We start from the raw sequence: 15,270 nt of genomic DNA, 5'->3' as shown, positions 1-15,270 counted from the left end.
CGATGCGATCAACACGTACGGGCCCGGTGGGATTCCGGTTCCTGGGTGCTGGATCAGCTACTGAGTGCTGTCAGCGGCCGGAACAGTCGTAGACGACGACCGGAGCGGAGTGTCCGAGGAGGAAGCGCTGCACGCCCTTTAGCTTACGGGCCGCCTATACGGGAGGAAGCCGGGGATTTTTGCCCGATCCGCGACCAGATGCGGGCTCGTCAGACGCTTGTGGATAACTCGCTCGCGTCCCGCCCCGCACAGGGCACGCTGTCACGATGCCAGCACCATCCGACCTGCCGCCGGAGCTTCTGGCTCGGCCCTTCACCCTGTCTCAGGCGCGAAGCCTCGGGGTCGCTCGGAAGGTCCTGCGCGGGCAGCGCTTCCGCCGGCCCTTTGGAGGCGTCTACCTCTCCGCATGCGTACCCGAGACGATCGAGGTCCGAGCGGATGCGGCTCGGCTCCTCCTCCCCGCGGGCGCGGTCAGCCACCACACCGCCGCCCAACTCCGTCACCTGCCGCTACCCCACGACGGGCTGATCCACGCGACCGTTCCGCCGGGAACGCCACGTCCGGAGATCGGCGGTATCGCGGTGCACACCAGACCCTTCGCCGGCTCGGTTACGGAACTCGATGGTCGGCCCGTCGTCACGCCGGACCGGAACTTCCTCGAGCTCGCTGGACACCTCAACCTTCTCGACCTTGTTGTCCTCGGCGACGCGATGGTGAGACGCGGCCGGGTCACCGTCAACCAGCTACACGACATCACGCACTCGGCGACTCGCCAGCACGGAGCCACCCTCGCCCGCCGGGCCACGACCCTGGTCCTGCCCCGGGTCGACTCCCCCATGGAGACCAGGTCCCGGCTCATGCTGGTGCTCGCCGGCCTGCCGTGCCCTGAGCCCGGCCTGAAGGTGCTCGACGAGGACGGCCAGTGGGTGGCGACACTGGATCCGGAGTGGCAGAGGCACTTCGGCCGTCGTTGGGCGACGGAGAGCTGGTAGGCCAGCAGATTCCTTGATGAACGGTGGCTCGGACGGGAACGGCGGCGCGGGCCTGAGCCGCCCCAGCCGTCAGGCTCGGGGCGTCGGCTCGCCTTCGGACGCCAGGGCGTACGTCGGGACGACCCGGACCTCCTCCTCGGTGACGACGCCGTCGATGATCCGGTACGACCGGAACTCGACCGGACCATCGTCACTGCCGGACTCCCGGGTCGAGACGACGACGTAGTGCGCGCCCGGCTCGGCGGCGTAGGAGATGTCGGTACGGGAGGGGTACGCCTCGGTGGAGGTGTGGGAGTGGTAGATCACCAACGGCTCCTCGTCCCGGTCGTCCATCTCGCGCCAGACCCGGAACTGCTCCTGCGGGTCGAACCGGAAGAACGTCGGCGAGCGCTCCGCGTTGGTCATCGGGACGAATCGCGCCGGCCGGTCTGAGCCAACGGGTCCCGCCACCACGCCGCAGGCCTCGTCGGGGTGGTCCTCGCGGGCGTGGGCGACGATCGCGTCGTGGGTCGCCTGGTCGATCGTGAGCACGGACCCGAGCCTACCGAGGCTCCGCCACCCCGCCGCCACGCTTCACCCCGGGCAGACGCCGAGCCGGCACCGAGGCCGCACCGTCGTGCGGTTACCCCAGGCAGGTGACCAGCGACTCCTGCAGCCACCCCAGCCAGACGTACACGCCGTACACCTGCCGGCGCCGGTCATCTGCCGGCAGCCGGGTCCAGAGGTCCTCGTCGTCCTGCTCCACACCAAGCCGGGTGCCGAGTGCGAGCCGGAGGTCGGTGAGGGTCCGCAGCCACGCCTGACACTCGTCAGGGTTGAGGGAGACCGTCACCTGGTCGGAGTACGCCGGATCGCCGAGGGACTCGAGCACCGTCTCGGCGCTCTTCACCTTGCCGTCGCGCAGCCCGTGCTCGGTGAACCGCCGGAACTCACCCGCCGCGTCCTCGTCGCCGTGGTAGGCGTTCGGAAAGAGCCGGGCGAGGACCTCGTCCTCGGGCGGCTCGGTCGAGCCGAGGTGCCCGACCAGTGCGGCAAGAGTGTCTTCGGGCGGTGCGGACGGGGCAGGAACGTCATCGCGGATGAGCTCGACCAGCTCGCCGATGAGCCCCTGGATGACCCGCGCCTCCTCGGCGGCGAAGGTGGCCGACACGACACCGTGCCGGGCCCGGAAACCGGTCGTCATGTGTCCCCAGTCTTCTGCAGCGTCGCCCACAGGCCGTAAGAATGCATCGCCTCGACGTCACGCTCCATCTCTTCGCGGGTACCGCTCGAGACGACCGCCTTCCCCTTCTGGTGGACGTCCATCATCAGCTTCTCCGCCTTCTTGCGGGTGTAGGCGAAGTAGGCCTGGAACACGTACGTGACGTACGACATCAGGTTGATCGGGTCGTTCCAGACAATGGTCACCCACGGCATGTCGCGGACGACCACGTCCTCGACTTCGGGGCGTTCGAGCTCAACTGGAGCGGTACCACTCACCGTCCCATCGTGGCATCTGTCGCCTCGGTCACTCCCCGCGCACCCCGGAAAAATCGCGCGGAGGTGGTCGGGACAGGTGGCCACGTACCCCCGGAAACGCGGAAAGACCGGCGAGACACCACAGGTCCTCGCCAACTCCGCACCAGCTCAGGGCGGCAGATCGCGCGGCCCGCGCACGGTCCCGGAGCGCGAACGTGACCTAGGCTCGGCTCATGGACGAGCTGTCCACGGCGACATCGACGGCGCTGTGCACCGACCAGTACGAGCTCACGATGCTGCGCTCGGCGCTGGCGCACGGCACAGCCCATCGACGGGCGGTGTTCGAGGTCTTCGCCCGCCGGCTGCCGGACGGACGGCGGTACGGCGTGGTGGCCGGGGTCGGCCGGTTCCTGGACGCGCTGGAACGCTTCCGGTTCGACGAGGACACGCTCGCGTTTCTCCGAGACCGGGACATTGTCGACGAGCCGACCGCCGACTGGCTCGCGTCCTACCGCTTCAGCGGCGACATCTGGGGCTATGCCGAGGGCGAGTGCTACTTCCCCGGCTCCCCCATTCTCGTGGTCGAGGGGAGCTTCGCCGAGGCCGTCCTGCTGGAGACCCTCTCCCTGTCGGTCCTCAACCACGACTCGGCGATCGCGTCCGCGGCGTCCCGGATGGTGACGGCGGCCGGTGGCCGACCGATCATCGAGATGGGGTCGCGCCGGACCCACGAGGTTGCCGCGCTCGCCGCGGCCCGGGCGGCGTACATCGGCGGGTTCTCCTCGACGTCCAACCTCGCGGCGGGTCAGCGGTACGCCATACCCACCCGCGGCACGAGCGCCCACGCGTTCACGTTGCTGCACGACTCCGAGAAGGAGACGTTCACCGCACAGGTGGCGGCCCTCGGCCGGGGCACCACGCTGCTCGTCGACACGTTCGACGTCCGCGAAGCCGTCCGCATCGCGGTGGAGGTCGCCGGTCCCGACCTTGGGTCGGTCCGGATCGACTCCGGTGACCTGCTGGTGCTCGCCCACGAGGTACGCGCCCAACTCGACGAACTCGGCGCCACCCGCACCCGCATCCTGGTGAGCGGCGACCTCGACGAGTACGCCATCGCGGCTCTTGGTGTCGCGCCGGTCGACGCCTACGGCGTGGGCACCGCGTTGGTCATCGGCAGCGGCCATCCCACGGCAGAGCTGGTCTACAAGCTGGTCGCCCGGTCGGCAAGCAATGATCCGGAGTCGCCGGTCATCGGCGTGGCGAAGCTCTCGACCGGCAAGCCGACCCACAAGGGCCGCAAGTGGGCCCGCCGCCTGCTCGACAACGGCATCGCCGCCGCCGAGATCGTGTCGACCGGGTCCGAGGCCGATCTCCCCGGCCGCCGCCTGCTCGTCCCGCTGGTCAAGGACGGCGAGATCGTCGGCCGCGAACCCCTCGACGCCGCGCGGGAACGCCGGGCGCGCAGCCTGGCCGAACTCCCTCCGACCGCCCTGATGCTGTCGCGCGGGGAGCCCGTACTCCCGACGATGTACGAAAGCGGCCAGGACGCGGAGACTTGAGCTGGCGGACCGACCGGTGACCGGGCGGAAGGAGGAAGGGTGCGATGACACGAGCGCTGATCGTCGTGGACGTCCAGAACGACTTCTGTGAAGGTGGCAGCCTGCCTGTGCACGGCGGCGCGGAGGTGGCCTTCCATATCGGCGAGGTCCTGCGGACCTGGCACGAGGCCGACGAGCGCGACAAGGTCTACGACCACGTCGTCGCGACCCGGGACCACCACATCGACCCCGGCGAACACTTCTCCACCGAGCCGGACTACGTGACGAGCTGGCCGCCACACTGCATCGCGGGCACCGACGGGGCAGCCTTCCACCCCAACATCGACCCGCAGCCGTTCGACGCGGTCTTCAACTGCGGCGAATACTCCCACGGCTACTCCGGCTTCGAAGGCAAGTCCATCGAGGGTGCGAGCCTCGCGGACTGGCTGCGTTCCCACGATGTCGACCACGTGGACCTGGTCGGAATCGCCACCGACCACTGCGTGCGGGCCACCGCGGTCGACGCGGCCAGGGAGGGCTTCCACACGCGGGTGCTCCTCGACCTGACCGCGGGAGTCGCGCGAGACACCACGAAGAAGGCCCTGGCGGAGATGCGGAACGCCGGTTGTGAGCTGGTCGGCGTTCCCGTCGTCCGCGACTGAGCGGGTGATGAGAGGCCAAATGATCACGTATACGTGGTCATTGCATGCCTTGCATGGCACCGACACCATGCGAAGCAGGTAATGACCACGTATACGTGATCATTGAGGGCCTCGGCCCAGCATGGGTGGGCGACGCGCAGCCCGCTCAGACGATGACGCGGGCGAGTTCTTCCTCCGTCAGGCTCTCGAGGCGCGCCCGCAGACGTTCGGGTGTGAGCGGCAGCGTTCGCATCCGGATGCCAACCGCGTCGTCGACCGCGTTGGCGAGCGCGGCCGGAGTGGGCGGGGTGGAGGCCTCGCCGGCGCCGAGCGGTGGGTGACCCGGCCGGTTGAGGAGTACGACCTCCAGGAGGGGTACCTCAGAGAACCTCAGCACGGGGTATGAGGTCCAGTCCCGGCTCTCGACGCCCTCGGGCCCGACGCGGACCTCCTCGTGGAGGGCCCGGCTGAGCCCCTGCAGGATGCCGCCCTCGATCTGGTTGCGCAGCCCGTCCGGGTTGACGACCACGCCGGCGTCGCAGGCGGTCACCACCCGCCGGACTCCCACCGCTCCGCTGTCCGGGTCGACTTCGACGTCGAGGACGTGCGCGACGAACGCCTTGGAGTTCTTGTACCTCGCGACCGCGACCCCCTGGCCCCGACCGCTCGGGCCGACCCGGGGCCGCCAGCCGGCGCGTTCGGCGGCCATCTCGAGGACCGCGCGGGCGCGCGGGTCTGACAGGTGGGCGAGCCGGAAGGCGACCGGATCCGCGCCGGCCGCCTCGGCCAACTCGTCCATGAACGACTCGATCGCGAACGTGTTGAAGTAGGCGCCGAGGCTCCGCAGGGCGGAGGTCCGCAGCGGGCCCCGGGTGTATTCGCCGACGATGTCGCGAGCCGGCAGGTCGTAGATCGGCTCCGCGCTGCGGACACCGCCCTCGCCACCGCCAGACCACGGGCGCGCCGGACCGCCCGCGCGAAGCCAGGCAGCGACCAGCCGGTCTCCGGTGCCGTGCGGCCGGGCGGTGTGCGTGTCGGTCCTGATCCGGTGCCGCCAGGCGGTCACCCGGCCAGCCGGGTCGAGGCTGGCGTCAAGGTCTGCTTGCATGGCGGGGCCGTACGGCTCCCAGCCGAACTCGTCCTGGACGGAGAACTGGAACCGCACCGGATGGCCCGGCACCGCCCGCGCCGCGAGCACAGCGAACCCCGCCGCGTCGTCGGCGCCGTTGTGGCCGTAGCAGCCGGGTCCGTCCACATGCCGTACGGTCAGCCGCTCCTCGTCCTCGCCCAACAGCGCGGCCAGCTCCCGTCGCAGGGGATAGACGCCCTGGCTGTGCGTCCACACGGTGATGCCGTCGGGGTCCACCCGCGCGGTGGCACTGGAGGGTGCCATCGAGGCGTGCGCTTCATATGGCTTGGCGTACGACGCGTGAACCCGGCGGCCGGTGGCAAGGCCCGCGTCGAGAGCCGCCGCCACCCCGGGCTCCTCGACCACGGGTTGGAGTACCAGCGCCGGTGCCTTGGTGCGCGGCGGGCGGTCCTGGCCGCGCGGCTCGTCCCAGCGGGCGGTGCGGCCGAGCCGGCCTACCGCGCGTACCGCCTCGTCCTCGCGGCGCGCCACCACCACGACCAGGTTGCCGTCGCGGACGAGCGCCTCGACCCCGGGCAGCGCGCGAGCCGCGTCGGTGTCGAGGTCGACCAGGCACGCGTCGTAGGTCGGGGGTAGCAGGGCTCTGGCGAACCTGAGTCCGGGAAGGTCGAGATCGTGGGCGTACGCCGGCGCGCCGGTGAGCTTGGGGCGCAGGTCGGTGCGCGGCACCGGCTCGCCGACCGGCCCCCCGCTCCAGCGCGGGCGGTCGGCGGGCTGGATGGGGCCGGTGGGCGGTCGCCCTTCGGCCCGCAGCCGGCGGTACGCCGCGGCGGCCCGCGCCAGCGCGGCGCCGCCCTGCTCGAGCGACGCGCTGCCCGCGGTGTAACCCTCGTCCGGTGTCGCGTCGGTGGCCGCCGACCGCACCTCGATCTGGTCCACCGGAAGGTTGAGCTCAGCCGCGACGATCTGGGCGAACGCCGTCCGCACACCCTGGCCGAGCTCGACCCGGCCGGCGAGGACCTCGACCCGACCGTCGGGGAGGTCCCTGATCCAGTCCTCCACGTGGGACGCGGCTCTGAGCGCCGCGGGGATCGCGGTCTCGGTGTCAACCTCTCCTTGCGCGGGCTGCGCATCGTCGGTGCGGGTCACGGTCATGCCCGACTCGCTGGCCCCGTTGACGCCGTCGCCGTTGCGGCCGGCGAGACCCCGGATCGCGCGGAGGATGCGGTGGTGGGTGCCACACCGGCACAGGTGTTCGGCAAGCGCCGCCTGGATAGCGGACTCGTCGGGAGCCGGCTCGCGCTGGAGGAGGCCGGCGGTCGTCATGATGATGCCGTTGAGGCAGTACCCGCACTGCGCGGCCTGCTCGTCAAGGAAGGCTTGCTGCACCGGGTGCGGGCGGTCCGGCGTACCCAACCCTTCGGGCGTCGTCACGGTGGTCCCCGCGACTGCCGACAGCGGCGTCTGGCAGGAACGTTGCGGCCGTCCGTCCACGAGGACGACGCAGGCGCCGCACTCCCCGATCGCGCACCCGGCACGTACGCCGTGGAGCCGTAGGTCGTTGCGCAGGACGAAGACGAGCGGTGTGTCCGGGTCGACGTCGAGTTCGACTGGTACGCCGTTGACGACCGTGGCGGTCAGCTGGTGGGACACGCGTCTCCATTCAGATGGCAGAGCGATCTCTTAGCTGTGCAGGGCGACCTTCCAGACCAGCCGGGTGTGCCGTAGCTCCAGCGTCCCGTCGTACCCGTCGAAGAGCTTCGTCAAGTCATCCTTGACATCGGCGTACGACGTCTCCGCGTTGGCCGCACCGGCCAGCCGGGCATACAGCTGCGCCGGATCGTCGAACCGCTCGGGTACGTCGAGCCACCAGCATCCCTCCAGCCGGACGCGCTGATCGCCGTCGGGCAGTGCGCCGGTCACCCAGGACCGCACCTCGTCGTACCCGAAGACCCGGCCCAGGCGCAACGAGGCGGGTAGTTGGGAGTTCCAGGGCGGGACGGCACCCGCGGGTCCGGTCGGATGGATGCCGATCGCCACCGCGCCCGGCCGGGCCAGCCGCCGCGCCAGGTCCAACCAGCGGCCCAGCACCGGGCCGCGCCGGCACACGAAAACGTCGACACTCCGCTCCGGGACCTCCGCGAGTGCCCCCTCGGCGCCGGACCCGAAGGTCAGCGGGCGGAACTCCACGTTGCCGACGCCGCGTTCGGTTGCGAGCTCACGGGCGAGTTCCAGCACCTCCGGATCGCGGTCGACCCCGATCGCCCGCGCGCAGCCCCCCGCGAGGGCGCAGGTGTAGGCGCCGTGCCCGCAGCCGACGTCGAACACCACGGAGTCCGGCCAGAGATGATCACGTACGAGAGCATCGAAGAAGGACTCGCCGTTGCCGGCGCCCACGTGCGAACGCCAGGGATGGACGAAGCCGCGCTTGACCAGACGAGCGTCGCGCTCCCACTCCGCGAGATCAGCGGGGTAGGAGTCGAGGAACCCCATGCGGGGCGCCGTCAACGGTCGAGTTGCCGCCGCTCGCGGATTCGCTGCAGCCGCCGCCGCTGGGAGGGGTCAAGCATGAGGTAACCCGCGATCGGCACTCCGACCACCGCGGCAATGATCAGGAGGGTCACCCACCAGGGAAGCCAGATCAGCGCGAGGAGCCCGACCCCAACCCCACCGACGATCCACCATGTGCGATTCGACATCTCGTCCCCTCCACGCCATCGTCTGAGAAACTCCGTAGCCGGTGTCTCCATTGTCTGTCATTCAACGCCGGACCGGCTGGGTTCGACTCCCACTGACATTGCCACACTCTGACAAATCCGCCAGGACCCGCCAGGACCCGCCAGAACGATCCGGGCAGTCGGGGCGGACAGATGCCCGACATCTCCTGACAGCGAGGACGTAACGCCAGCCGGTCGAGCGGCGAAGTACTCCCGAGAACCACGTACCACCAACGAACCGGTGACAGAGGAGGCTGGTGTGGATGCGACCGGCAAGGACTTCGACGTCAGGCGGATCAGGGATGATCCGCGGGCGTTCGAGGCGTTCTATCGCGCACACGTCGACGTCATACAGAACTTCGTCGCGCGGCGGGTCAACGACCCCTATCTCGTCGCGGACCTGACGGCCGACGTGTTCCTCGCCGCGATCGACTCGGCCCACACGTTCCGGCCCGGCCGCGCGGCACCGATCGCCTGGTTGTTCGGGGTCGCCCGCAACGTCGTGGCGTCCGAGAACCGCCGGCGAGCGCGTGAGCTGCGCAGCGTCGGCCGGATCGCCGGGCGCCGGCTGGTCGAGCCCGATGATCTTGTACGCCTGGAGGAACGGATCGACGCCGAGGCAAGCGCTCGTGAGCTGCGGCTCGCGATGGGACGGCTGTCTGAGGGCGAGCGGGCGGTGCTCGAACTCGTCGCCGTCGACGGGTTGACCGTCAGCGCGGCGGCCGAGGCACTCCGGATCAGCCAGGTGACCGCCCGCGTCCGGCTGCATCGCGCCCGCCAGCGTCTCCGCACCCACCTCGCTCCCGCTGTCACCCTCCAACCCTGGGAGGCATCGTCATGACCACCGAGAAGCCCGACATGACCACAGAGAAGTTCGAAGACCGGCTGCTCGGCGAACTCACGCAGGTCGTCGCCGAACGCGCGGCCGGCAGCGGGTCGCAGGCTGCGCCGCTGGCCGTACGCCGCTCCCCCTTCGTGCGGCGGCCGGTCCTCCTCGGCGGACTCGCTGCCGCCCTGGCCACCGGCGTCGTGGTCAGTGCGCCGCTTCTGCAGGGCGACCGGGCGCCGGCCGCGTGGGCGGTCGAGGAGTCCGGCGACGGCCGGATCGAGGTGACGATCACGGCGTACGAGGACGCGCAGGGTCTGGAAGACCGGCTCGAAGAACTCGGCGTACCCGCCGAGGTGGACTACCTCCCCTCCGGCCAGCGGTGTAAGGAACCCCGCTTCGAGCCAGCGCCGAAGCCCTCAGACCTCAGCAAGAGGATCTTCGTTCTTGGTGCGATCAGTTCTGAGGAGACGCATGGCAAGCTGATCTTGACCTTCGACCGGACGATCCTCGGTCCGGACGACACCCTGGTGATCGCGGGTGCGAAGCCGTCCATGACCAACCTCCACCCGGGCAGGCCGCCGATGACGCCCGGGCCCGCACCGCGGGACGGTCGGGGTCTTGGTGGCGCTGTCAAGACCGACCTGCCCACCATCGCCATCGCCCGCGGCCCGGTCGCGCCCTGCGAAGCCGTGCCAGCCGAGGAGGACTAAAGCAAAGGTCGCGCGGAGCGGGGAGCCGCCGGCTGTGCTCCCTGCCCACGCGCCCTCCAACCCAGCCGCAAAAACTGGGGTGACGGCGCCTCGTGCGTCCTGCGATCCTCAGGAGCGATGCCTATCGAGCCGGAGAACCCGACGCGGCGCCGATCGGCCCGGCGTGCCGCACTTGGCGTCCTCATCAAGGCGTTTCCCGCCCGCACCGGCCTGCTCGCGGCGTACGCGCTGCTCATCGGCGCGCTGCCAGCGGCGTTCTCGGTCCTGGTCGGACGCCTGATCGACCTCCTGCCAGAGGCGGTCGGCGCGGGACTCGACTCCACCGCTGGCAGGGCGATCGTCTTCACCCTGATGATGATCGGCGTCGTCCTGGTCGCGCAGGAGGTGATCCGGGTGCTGCGCGGGCTCCTGGAGACCGATCTCTACCGGCGGCATGACGAGTACCTCCTGGCCCGGGTCATGTCCACGACCCTCAGCGTTCCCGGGCTCGATCTGTTCGAGGACCCCGAACTCGCCGGCCGTACCAACCGGGCGATCCGGATCGCGCAGTACGGACCAGGCGAGCTGATCAGCGGACTCTCCACCAAATGGGCGAACCAAGCTCAGGGACTCGCCGCCACCGCGGTGGTGGCATACGTCTGGCCGGTGGCGGCGCTCCTCCTGCTGCCGGTCTGGATCCTGATCGGCCGCCACCTGCGTACGGACTTCTACCGCGCGAACCCGTTCTGGGCCGAACCCCTCCGCCGGGCGGCGTACCTCAAGCGGCTCGGCCTGATGCCGGAATGGGCCAAGGAGCTGCGGATCTTCGGGCTGACCGGCTGGCTGGTCGACCGGTTCAGCAAGGAATGGCGCCAGGTGATGACCGAACTCTGGCGGACCCGCCGGGTCGGCTACCGCACGACCGGGCTGCTCCTGGCGGTCGCGCTGGTCGGCAACGTCGCGGTCATCGTGTACGCGGCCCGCTCGGCCCTGCGTGGCGACCTCGGCGTGGGCGACCTGACGGTGCTCATCCAGGGGATGTTCGGGATGGCGTTCCTGGCCGCGCAGGACGGAGACGTCTGGATCGAGAACGGCGCGATCCCGGTGCCCGACGTACTCGAGCACGAACGCCTGGCCGCGCAGCGGGTCCCGACCACCAGCTCCACCGCCCGGTCGGCGAGCGGCCTGCCAGCACAGGAGATTCGCTTCGAGAACGTACGTTTCGCCTATCCAGGAAGGGATCGGTCGGTCTTCGACGGGCTGGACCTCACCATCGAGGCCGGGCGGTCGCTGGCCATCGTCGGCCTGAACGGCGCTGGCAAGACGACACTCATCAAGCTCCTGACCGGACTGACTCTCCCGCAGAGTGGGCGGATCAGCGTCGACGGCGTGAGCCTTGCCGACCTCGACCAGACCAGCTGGCGCCAGCAGGTCGGGGCGATCTTCCAGGACTTCGTGCACTACCAGCTGCCGGCCCGCGACAACATCGCGTTCGGGGCCGTCGAGTCGCTCCGGGCGCCGGAGGTCGACGAGCGGGTCCTCGCCGCCGCCCGGCGCGCTGGTGCGGACACCGTGCTCGATCGGCTGCCTGACGGGCTGGACACGGTGCTCTCCCGCCGCCACACCGGCGGCGTCGACCTGTCGGGTGGGCAGTGGCAGCGGATCGCGCTGGCGCGGGCGCTCGCGGCGGTCGGCGCGGGGGCACGGGTGCTGGTGCTCGACGAGCCGACCGCGCACCTCGACGTACGCGCCGAAGCCGACCTCTACGACCGGTTCATCGACCTCACCCACGGCCTGACGTCCATCGTCATCAGCCACCGGTTCTCGACAGTTCGGCGGGCGGACCGGATCGTGGTCCTCGACGGCGGTCGGATCGCCGAGGACGGTACCCACGAGGAGCTGGTCGCGGCGGGCGGGCAGTACGCCACGCTGTTCCGCACCCAGGCGAGCCGTTACCACCCGGAGGCGGAACCCGTGGGAGGCACGGATGGCTGACAGTTCCGGCCTGCGGGCACCGACCAGCCGGCTCCGCGCGGCGCGGGTGATGCTCGGCTTCGCCTGGGCCGCGGACCGGCACCGGTCGGTTCTGGCGTTCGCCGTCTTCACCGTCCAGGCGTTGGTGACGGCGCTCTTCGCCTGGTGGCTCAAGCTGCTCCTGGACGCGCTGACCGCGGGTGACAGCGGGCAGTCCATGGCCGCGGCGGGCGCGATCGCCGCCTCCATCGCGGCGGGCTCCGGACTCGACTATGCCGGCAGCCGGATCCGGGCGGCCCTCAACGAACGCGCCCACCACCTGATCGAACGCCGGCTGACCGAGACGGTCAGCCGCACGCCCACGCTGGAGATCCACGAGACGCCGGCCCACCTCACCCAGCTGGAGCTGTTGGACTCGGAGGGGTGGGAGTTCGGGGAGGCGATTCCCTCCCTGATCGACCTGACGAACGTCGCGATCCGGATCATCGCCACCGGGGTCCTGCTCGCGAGTGTCAACCCGCTCCTGCTCGCGCTTCCGGCGTTCGGTCTTCCCATGCTGGTGCTCAGCCGCCGGACCAACGGTCTGTTCAGCCTCGGCAACGAGCTTGCGGCCGAGCCGGCGCGCCGGGCGGGGGACCTGTGGGAGCTGGCGACGACGAGCGGTCCAGCGAAGGAACTCCGGTTGTTCCGCCTGGGTGAGGAGGTGCTGGGGCGGTTCCAGGCCGCGCACCGGGAGGTACGGCGAATCCACCGCCGGCTGCAGGTACGCGGGCAGCTCCTGAGCCTGCTGGCCCGGCTGGTCTTCCTCATCGGGTACTTCGGCGCGATCTTCTTCGTGGTCGACCAGGCCGTGCGCGGCCGGGCAAGCGTCGGTGACGTACTCCTGACCGCGGTCCTCGCCGGCCAGGTCCTCGGCCTGGTAGGTAGCTCGGCGGAGATCGTGTTGTGGGCGCTGCGCACACTCACTGCCGCGAGTCGCTTTGTCTATCTCGAGGACGTCGCGACCCAGGCGCGCCGCACGGTGGACGCGCGCGCCGTCGTACCCTCCTCGCTGCGGTCAGGCATCAGCCTCGACCACGTGTCGTACCGCTACCCCCACGGCCGCAAGGACGTGCTCGAGGGTGTCAACCTCACCTTGCCGGCCGGCTCGACCGTCGCGATCGTGGGCGACAACGGCGCAGGCAAGACGACGCTGGTGAAGTTGCTGGCCGGGTTGTATGTGCCGACGCGGGGACGGATCAGGGTCGACGACACGGACCTCGGCACGCTCGACCCGGAACACTGGCGGCTGCGGGTCTCGGCTGGCTTCCAGGATCACGCCCGCTGGGAGTTCGCGGTGGGCGAGGCGGTCGGGATCGGTGACCTCCCGACCCTCGGCGACCAGGCAGCGGTCACGGCCGCCCTCGACCGGGCGGGGGCCGCTGACCTGCTCGTGACACTGCCGGCCGGCCTCGACACCCAGCTCGGCCCGAGCTGGCCGGCCGGGGTCGATCTGTCGGGTGGCCAGTGGCAGAAGCTCGCGATCGGGCGGGCGATGATGCGGACGACTCCCCTGCTGTTGCTGCTCGACGAGCCGACCGCAGCCCTCGACGCAGACACCGAGCACCGGCTCTTCGAACGCTGGACAGCTGCCGCGGCCGAGCTTCGACGGTCGACCGGTGCGGTGACGGTGCTCGTGTCGCATCGGTTCTCGACGGTACGCATGGCGGACCTGATCGTCGTGCTCGACCGCGGCCGGATCGTCGAGACCGGCAGCCACGCGGAGCTGGTGGCGCGGCGCGGGTTGTACGCCGAGCTCTACGAACTCCAGGCGCAGTCCTACCGCTGACGCCCTCCCCCGTGCCCCTTTCCGTGATCATGATCGTGATCGTGAAGGCAAAAGGGGCTATGCGTCCCGTTCGCTTTCACCATCCGCGTCATGATCACCGCGAGCTGTCGAGCCGTCGAGGCGGCGGAGCAGATGGGCACAGGCGGCGGCGTCCAGCGGGCCGCCACGGTCCTGGAGCTGGTTCGCGATCTCCCGACGGTGCGCCGGGTCCTTCGTCCCGGCGTACTTGAACTTCGCGCGGACGTCGGTCACGGTGAGCTCGACGCCCCGGATGCCGGGCAGGAGCCGCCGGTCGGGGTCCTCCACTGCCGAAACCGGCCGGCGCCCGGAGCCCGGCTCGAAGTGGCCGAGTTGCCGGGTCAGCAGATCCGCCTTCTCGGCCGGGTCGTCGACGATCCGCACGTCGCACACCAGCTGCACGGTCGCGTAGTAGGACGTCGGGACGCCCAGGTCGACCGGCGTACCAGGGACCGCCTGCCACTCCGACGGCGCGTACACGTAGTCGCCGATCACCGTCAGCAGCGCACGAGGATTCTCCTCCAGCTGCGCCCAGATCGGATTGGGGCGGGCGAGGTGCAGCCACGCTCGACGCTCGCCGTCGAAGGCGAAGTGAGTCGGCACGACGACGGGAACGTCGCGGCCACGTCCCGCCGCGATCAGCTGGCCGAAGTCGCGGTCGGCCAGCCACGTCCGCCATTCCTCATCGGTGGCCGCATCCCACGGGTGCACCAACACTGCCCATACCTCCGGTCTCGGATCCTTGGCTGCCTGTCTTCCCTGTCTTGGCCCGGCGCCACTCAGCCCGCCACTCAGTTAGCCCTCAGCCAACCGCCAGCCGGGCGCTGAGGCGATCGCATACGCCGGGCCAGTCGTCGTCGGTCATCGCGAACTGCACCGTGTCGCGCCACGAACCATCCCGGCGAATCTTGTGCTTGCGCAGCACGCCTTCGCGTACCGCGCCCAGACGGGCGATCGCGGCCTGCGAGCGTTCGTTACGGATGTCGGCGTGCCAGACGACCCGCACAGCACCCAGGTCGTCGAACGCCCGGCGGAGGAGCAGCAGCTTCGCCTCGGTGTTGACGCCGGTACGCCACCAGCGCTGGCCCAGCCAGGTGAAGCCGATCGCTACCGTCCGCAAGGCCGGGTTGACGTCGTAGTAGGAGGTGGTGCCGGCCACCTCGCCGGTCCGTGCGTCGACCTGTACCCACGGGATGATCCCTTGCTCGGCGCGCATCGTGAGTACGTCGGACACCCACCGCTCGGCGTCTTCCAGGGTGCGCGGGGTCGCGATCGAGAGGTGCCGGAACACCTCGTCGTCGGCCGCGGCGAGCAGGCCGTCGATGTGGTCGGGGGACATGGGTTCGAGGCGTACGTGGCGGCCGGCGAGCACCGGCGCGGTGTGCCACTCGGCGGCCGGCGCGGGCTGCCGAGTGGTAGGCCGCGTACCTGCGTCAGCTCCCAGCGATCCGGGCACCGCAGACTCCTTGCGCAAATTTTTGTAATAGAACAAAATA

The 15,270-nt window shown here is 70.4% G+C and carries 15 protein-coding genes; 7 read left to right on the top strand and 8 right to left on the bottom strand.

Annotated elements, in window-relative coordinates:
- Nucleotides 1–266: 266 nt before the first annotated feature.
- Nucleotides 267–992 (top strand): hypothetical protein, encoded by a 726-nt coding sequence (locus tag B141_RS38880; protein ID WP_020574000.1) that lies wholly within the window; start codon nt 267–269, stop codon nt 990–992.
- 69 nt (nt 993–1,061) lie between these two features.
- On the opposite strand, the gene B141_RS38875 is transcribed toward B141_RS38880, so the two are convergent.
- From B141_RS38875 to clpS, 3 genes are all read right to left on the bottom strand, one after another.
- A complete protein-coding gene (locus B141_RS38875) occupies nt 1,062–1,523 on the bottom strand; it encodes a M67 family metallopeptidase (RefSeq protein WP_020573999.1) in 462 nt (153 codons plus the stop codon).
- A 91-nt stretch (nt 1,524–1,614) separates the two neighbouring features.
- Nucleotides 1,615–2,175 carry a DUF2017 domain-containing protein gene (locus B141_RS0104595; protein ID WP_020573998.1) on the bottom strand — a complete coding sequence of 187 codons (561 nt, stop codon included), beginning with the start codon at nt 2,173–2,175 and terminating at the stop codon, nt 1,615–1,617.
- On the bottom strand, nt 2,172–2,471 hold the full coding sequence (gene clpS / locus B141_RS0104590) for an ATP-dependent Clp protease adapter ClpS (RefSeq protein WP_020573997.1): 300 nt from the start codon (nt 2,469–2,471) through the stop codon (nt 2,172–2,174). Before clpS ends, B141_RS0104595 begins: the two co-directional genes overlap by 4 nt.
- Before the next feature lie 212 nt (nt 2,472–2,683).
- Between clpS and B141_RS0104585 the strand changes: the two genes are divergently transcribed.
- Together B141_RS0104585 and B141_RS0104580 are read left to right on the top strand one after the other, a co-directional pair.
- Nucleotides 2,684–4,009, top strand: coding sequence for a nicotinate phosphoribosyltransferase (locus tag B141_RS0104585; RefSeq protein WP_020573996.1), 1,326 nt, complete (start codon nt 2,684–2,686; stop codon nt 4,007–4,009).
- A gap of 44 nt (nt 4,010–4,053) precedes the next feature.
- Nucleotides 4,054–4,650 carry an isochorismatase family protein gene (locus B141_RS0104580; RefSeq protein ID WP_020573995.1) on the top strand — a complete coding sequence of 199 codons (597 nt, stop codon included), beginning with the start codon at nt 4,054–4,056 and terminating at the stop codon, nt 4,648–4,650.
- Nucleotides 4,651–4,795: 145 nt separating this feature from the next.
- Here B141_RS0104580 and B141_RS38870 read toward each other — a convergent pair whose 3' ends face one another.
- Genes B141_RS38870 through B141_RS0104565 form a run of 3 tightly spaced genes read right to left on the bottom strand, consistent with a single transcriptional unit; the run spans nt 4,796 to nt 8,418 of the window.
- Nucleotides 4,796–7,372 carry a molybdopterin cofactor-binding domain-containing protein gene (locus B141_RS38870; RefSeq protein WP_020573994.1) on the bottom strand — a complete coding sequence of 859 codons (2,577 nt, stop codon included), beginning with the start codon at nt 7,370–7,372 and terminating at the stop codon, nt 4,796–4,798.
- Between the two features lie 30 nt (nt 7,373–7,402).
- Entirely contained in the window at nt 7,403–8,212 is an 810-nt protein-coding gene (locus B141_RS0104570) for a class I SAM-dependent methyltransferase (RefSeq protein WP_020573993.1), read from the bottom strand.
- Between the two features lie 11 nt (nt 8,213–8,223).
- Nucleotides 8,224–8,418 carry a hypothetical protein gene (locus tag B141_RS0104565; protein WP_020573992.1) on the bottom strand — a complete coding sequence of 65 codons (195 nt, stop codon included), beginning with the start codon at nt 8,416–8,418 and terminating at the stop codon, nt 8,224–8,226.
- A 259-nt stretch (nt 8,419–8,677) separates the two neighbouring features.
- Between B141_RS0104565 and B141_RS0104560 the strand changes: the two genes are divergently transcribed.
- From B141_RS0104560 to B141_RS0104545, 4 genes are all read left to right on the top strand, one after another.
- Nucleotides 8,678–9,277 carry an RNA polymerase sigma factor gene (locus tag B141_RS0104560; protein WP_202805663.1) on the top strand — a complete coding sequence of 200 codons (600 nt, stop codon included), beginning with the start codon at nt 8,678–8,680 and terminating at the stop codon, nt 9,275–9,277.
- A complete protein-coding gene (locus B141_RS45265) occupies nt 9,274–9,975 on the top strand; it encodes a hypothetical protein (protein WP_020573990.1) in 702 nt (233 codons plus the stop codon). Before B141_RS0104560 ends, B141_RS45265 begins: the two co-directional genes overlap by 4 nt.
- A gap of 117 nt (nt 9,976–10,092) precedes the next feature.
- Complete coding sequence (locus B141_RS38860) at nt 10,093–11,949, top strand: ABC transporter ATP-binding protein (RefSeq protein ID WP_020573989.1); 1,857 nt, start codon at nt 10,093–10,095, stop codon at nt 11,947–11,949.
- Nucleotides 11,942–13,756 (top strand): ABC transporter ATP-binding protein, encoded by a 1,815-nt coding sequence (locus B141_RS0104545; protein WP_020573988.1) that lies wholly within the window; start codon nt 11,942–11,944, stop codon nt 13,754–13,756. Before B141_RS38860 ends, B141_RS0104545 begins: the two co-directional genes overlap by 8 nt.
- A 57-nt stretch (nt 13,757–13,813) precedes the next feature.
- On the opposite strand, the gene B141_RS0104540 is transcribed toward B141_RS0104545, so the two are convergent.
- A complete protein-coding gene (locus B141_RS0104540; protein WP_020573987.1) occupies nt 13,814–14,491 on the bottom strand; it encodes an FMN-binding negative transcriptional regulator in 678 nt (225 codons plus the stop codon).
- Nucleotides 14,492–14,576: 85 nt separating this feature from the next.
- Nucleotides 14,577–15,230 carry a GNAT family N-acetyltransferase gene (locus B141_RS0104535; RefSeq protein WP_020573986.1) on the bottom strand — a complete coding sequence of 218 codons (654 nt, stop codon included), beginning with the start codon at nt 15,228–15,230 and terminating at the stop codon, nt 14,577–14,579.
- Between the last annotated feature and the right edge of the window lie 40 nt (nt 15,231–15,270).

It is taken from the genome of Actinopolymorpha alba DSM 45243, from assembly GCF_000373925.1.
In the GTDB taxonomy this organism is placed as follows: Bacteria; Actinomycetota; Actinomycetes; order Propionibacteriales; family Actinopolymorphaceae; genus Actinopolymorpha; species Actinopolymorpha alba.
Note: the sequence above shows the minus strand (reverse complement) of the source record. Positions and strands in the feature narration are given on the sequence as shown.

What these genes read in the sequence shown, in the direction of transcription:
- B141_RS38880 (WP_020574000.1), top strand. Translation starts at nt 267, where the DNA reads ATGCCAGCACCATCCGACCTGCCGCCGGAGCTTCTGGCTCGGCCCTTC.
- B141_RS0104595 (WP_020573998.1), bottom strand. Translation starts at nt 2,175, where the DNA reads ATGACGACCGGTTTCCGGGCCCGGCACGGTGTCGTGTCGGCCACCTTC.
- B141_RS0104585 (WP_020573996.1), top strand. Translation starts at nt 2,684, where the DNA reads ATGGACGAGCTGTCCACGGCGACATCGACGGCGCTGTGCACCGACCAG.
- B141_RS0104580 (WP_020573995.1), top strand. Translation starts at nt 4,054, where the DNA reads ATGACACGAGCGCTGATCGTCGTGGACGTCCAGAACGACTTCTGTGAA.
- B141_RS0104570 (WP_020573993.1), bottom strand. Translation starts at nt 8,212, where the DNA reads ATGGGGTTCCTCGACTCCTACCCCGCTGATCTCGCGGAGTGGGAGCGC.
- B141_RS0104565 (WP_020573992.1), bottom strand. Translation starts at nt 8,418, where the DNA reads ATGTCGAATCGCACATGGTGGATCGTCGGTGGGGTTGGGGTCGGGCTC.
- B141_RS45265 (WP_020573990.1), top strand. Translation starts at nt 9,274, where the DNA reads ATGACCACCGAGAAGCCCGACATGACCACAGAGAAGTTCGAAGACCGG.
- B141_RS38860 (WP_020573989.1), top strand. Translation starts at nt 10,093, where the DNA reads ATGCCTATCGAGCCGGAGAACCCGACGCGGCGCCGATCGGCCCGGCGT.
- B141_RS0104545 (WP_020573988.1), top strand. Translation starts at nt 11,942, where the DNA reads ATGGCTGACAGTTCCGGCCTGCGGGCACCGACCAGCCGGCTCCGCGCG.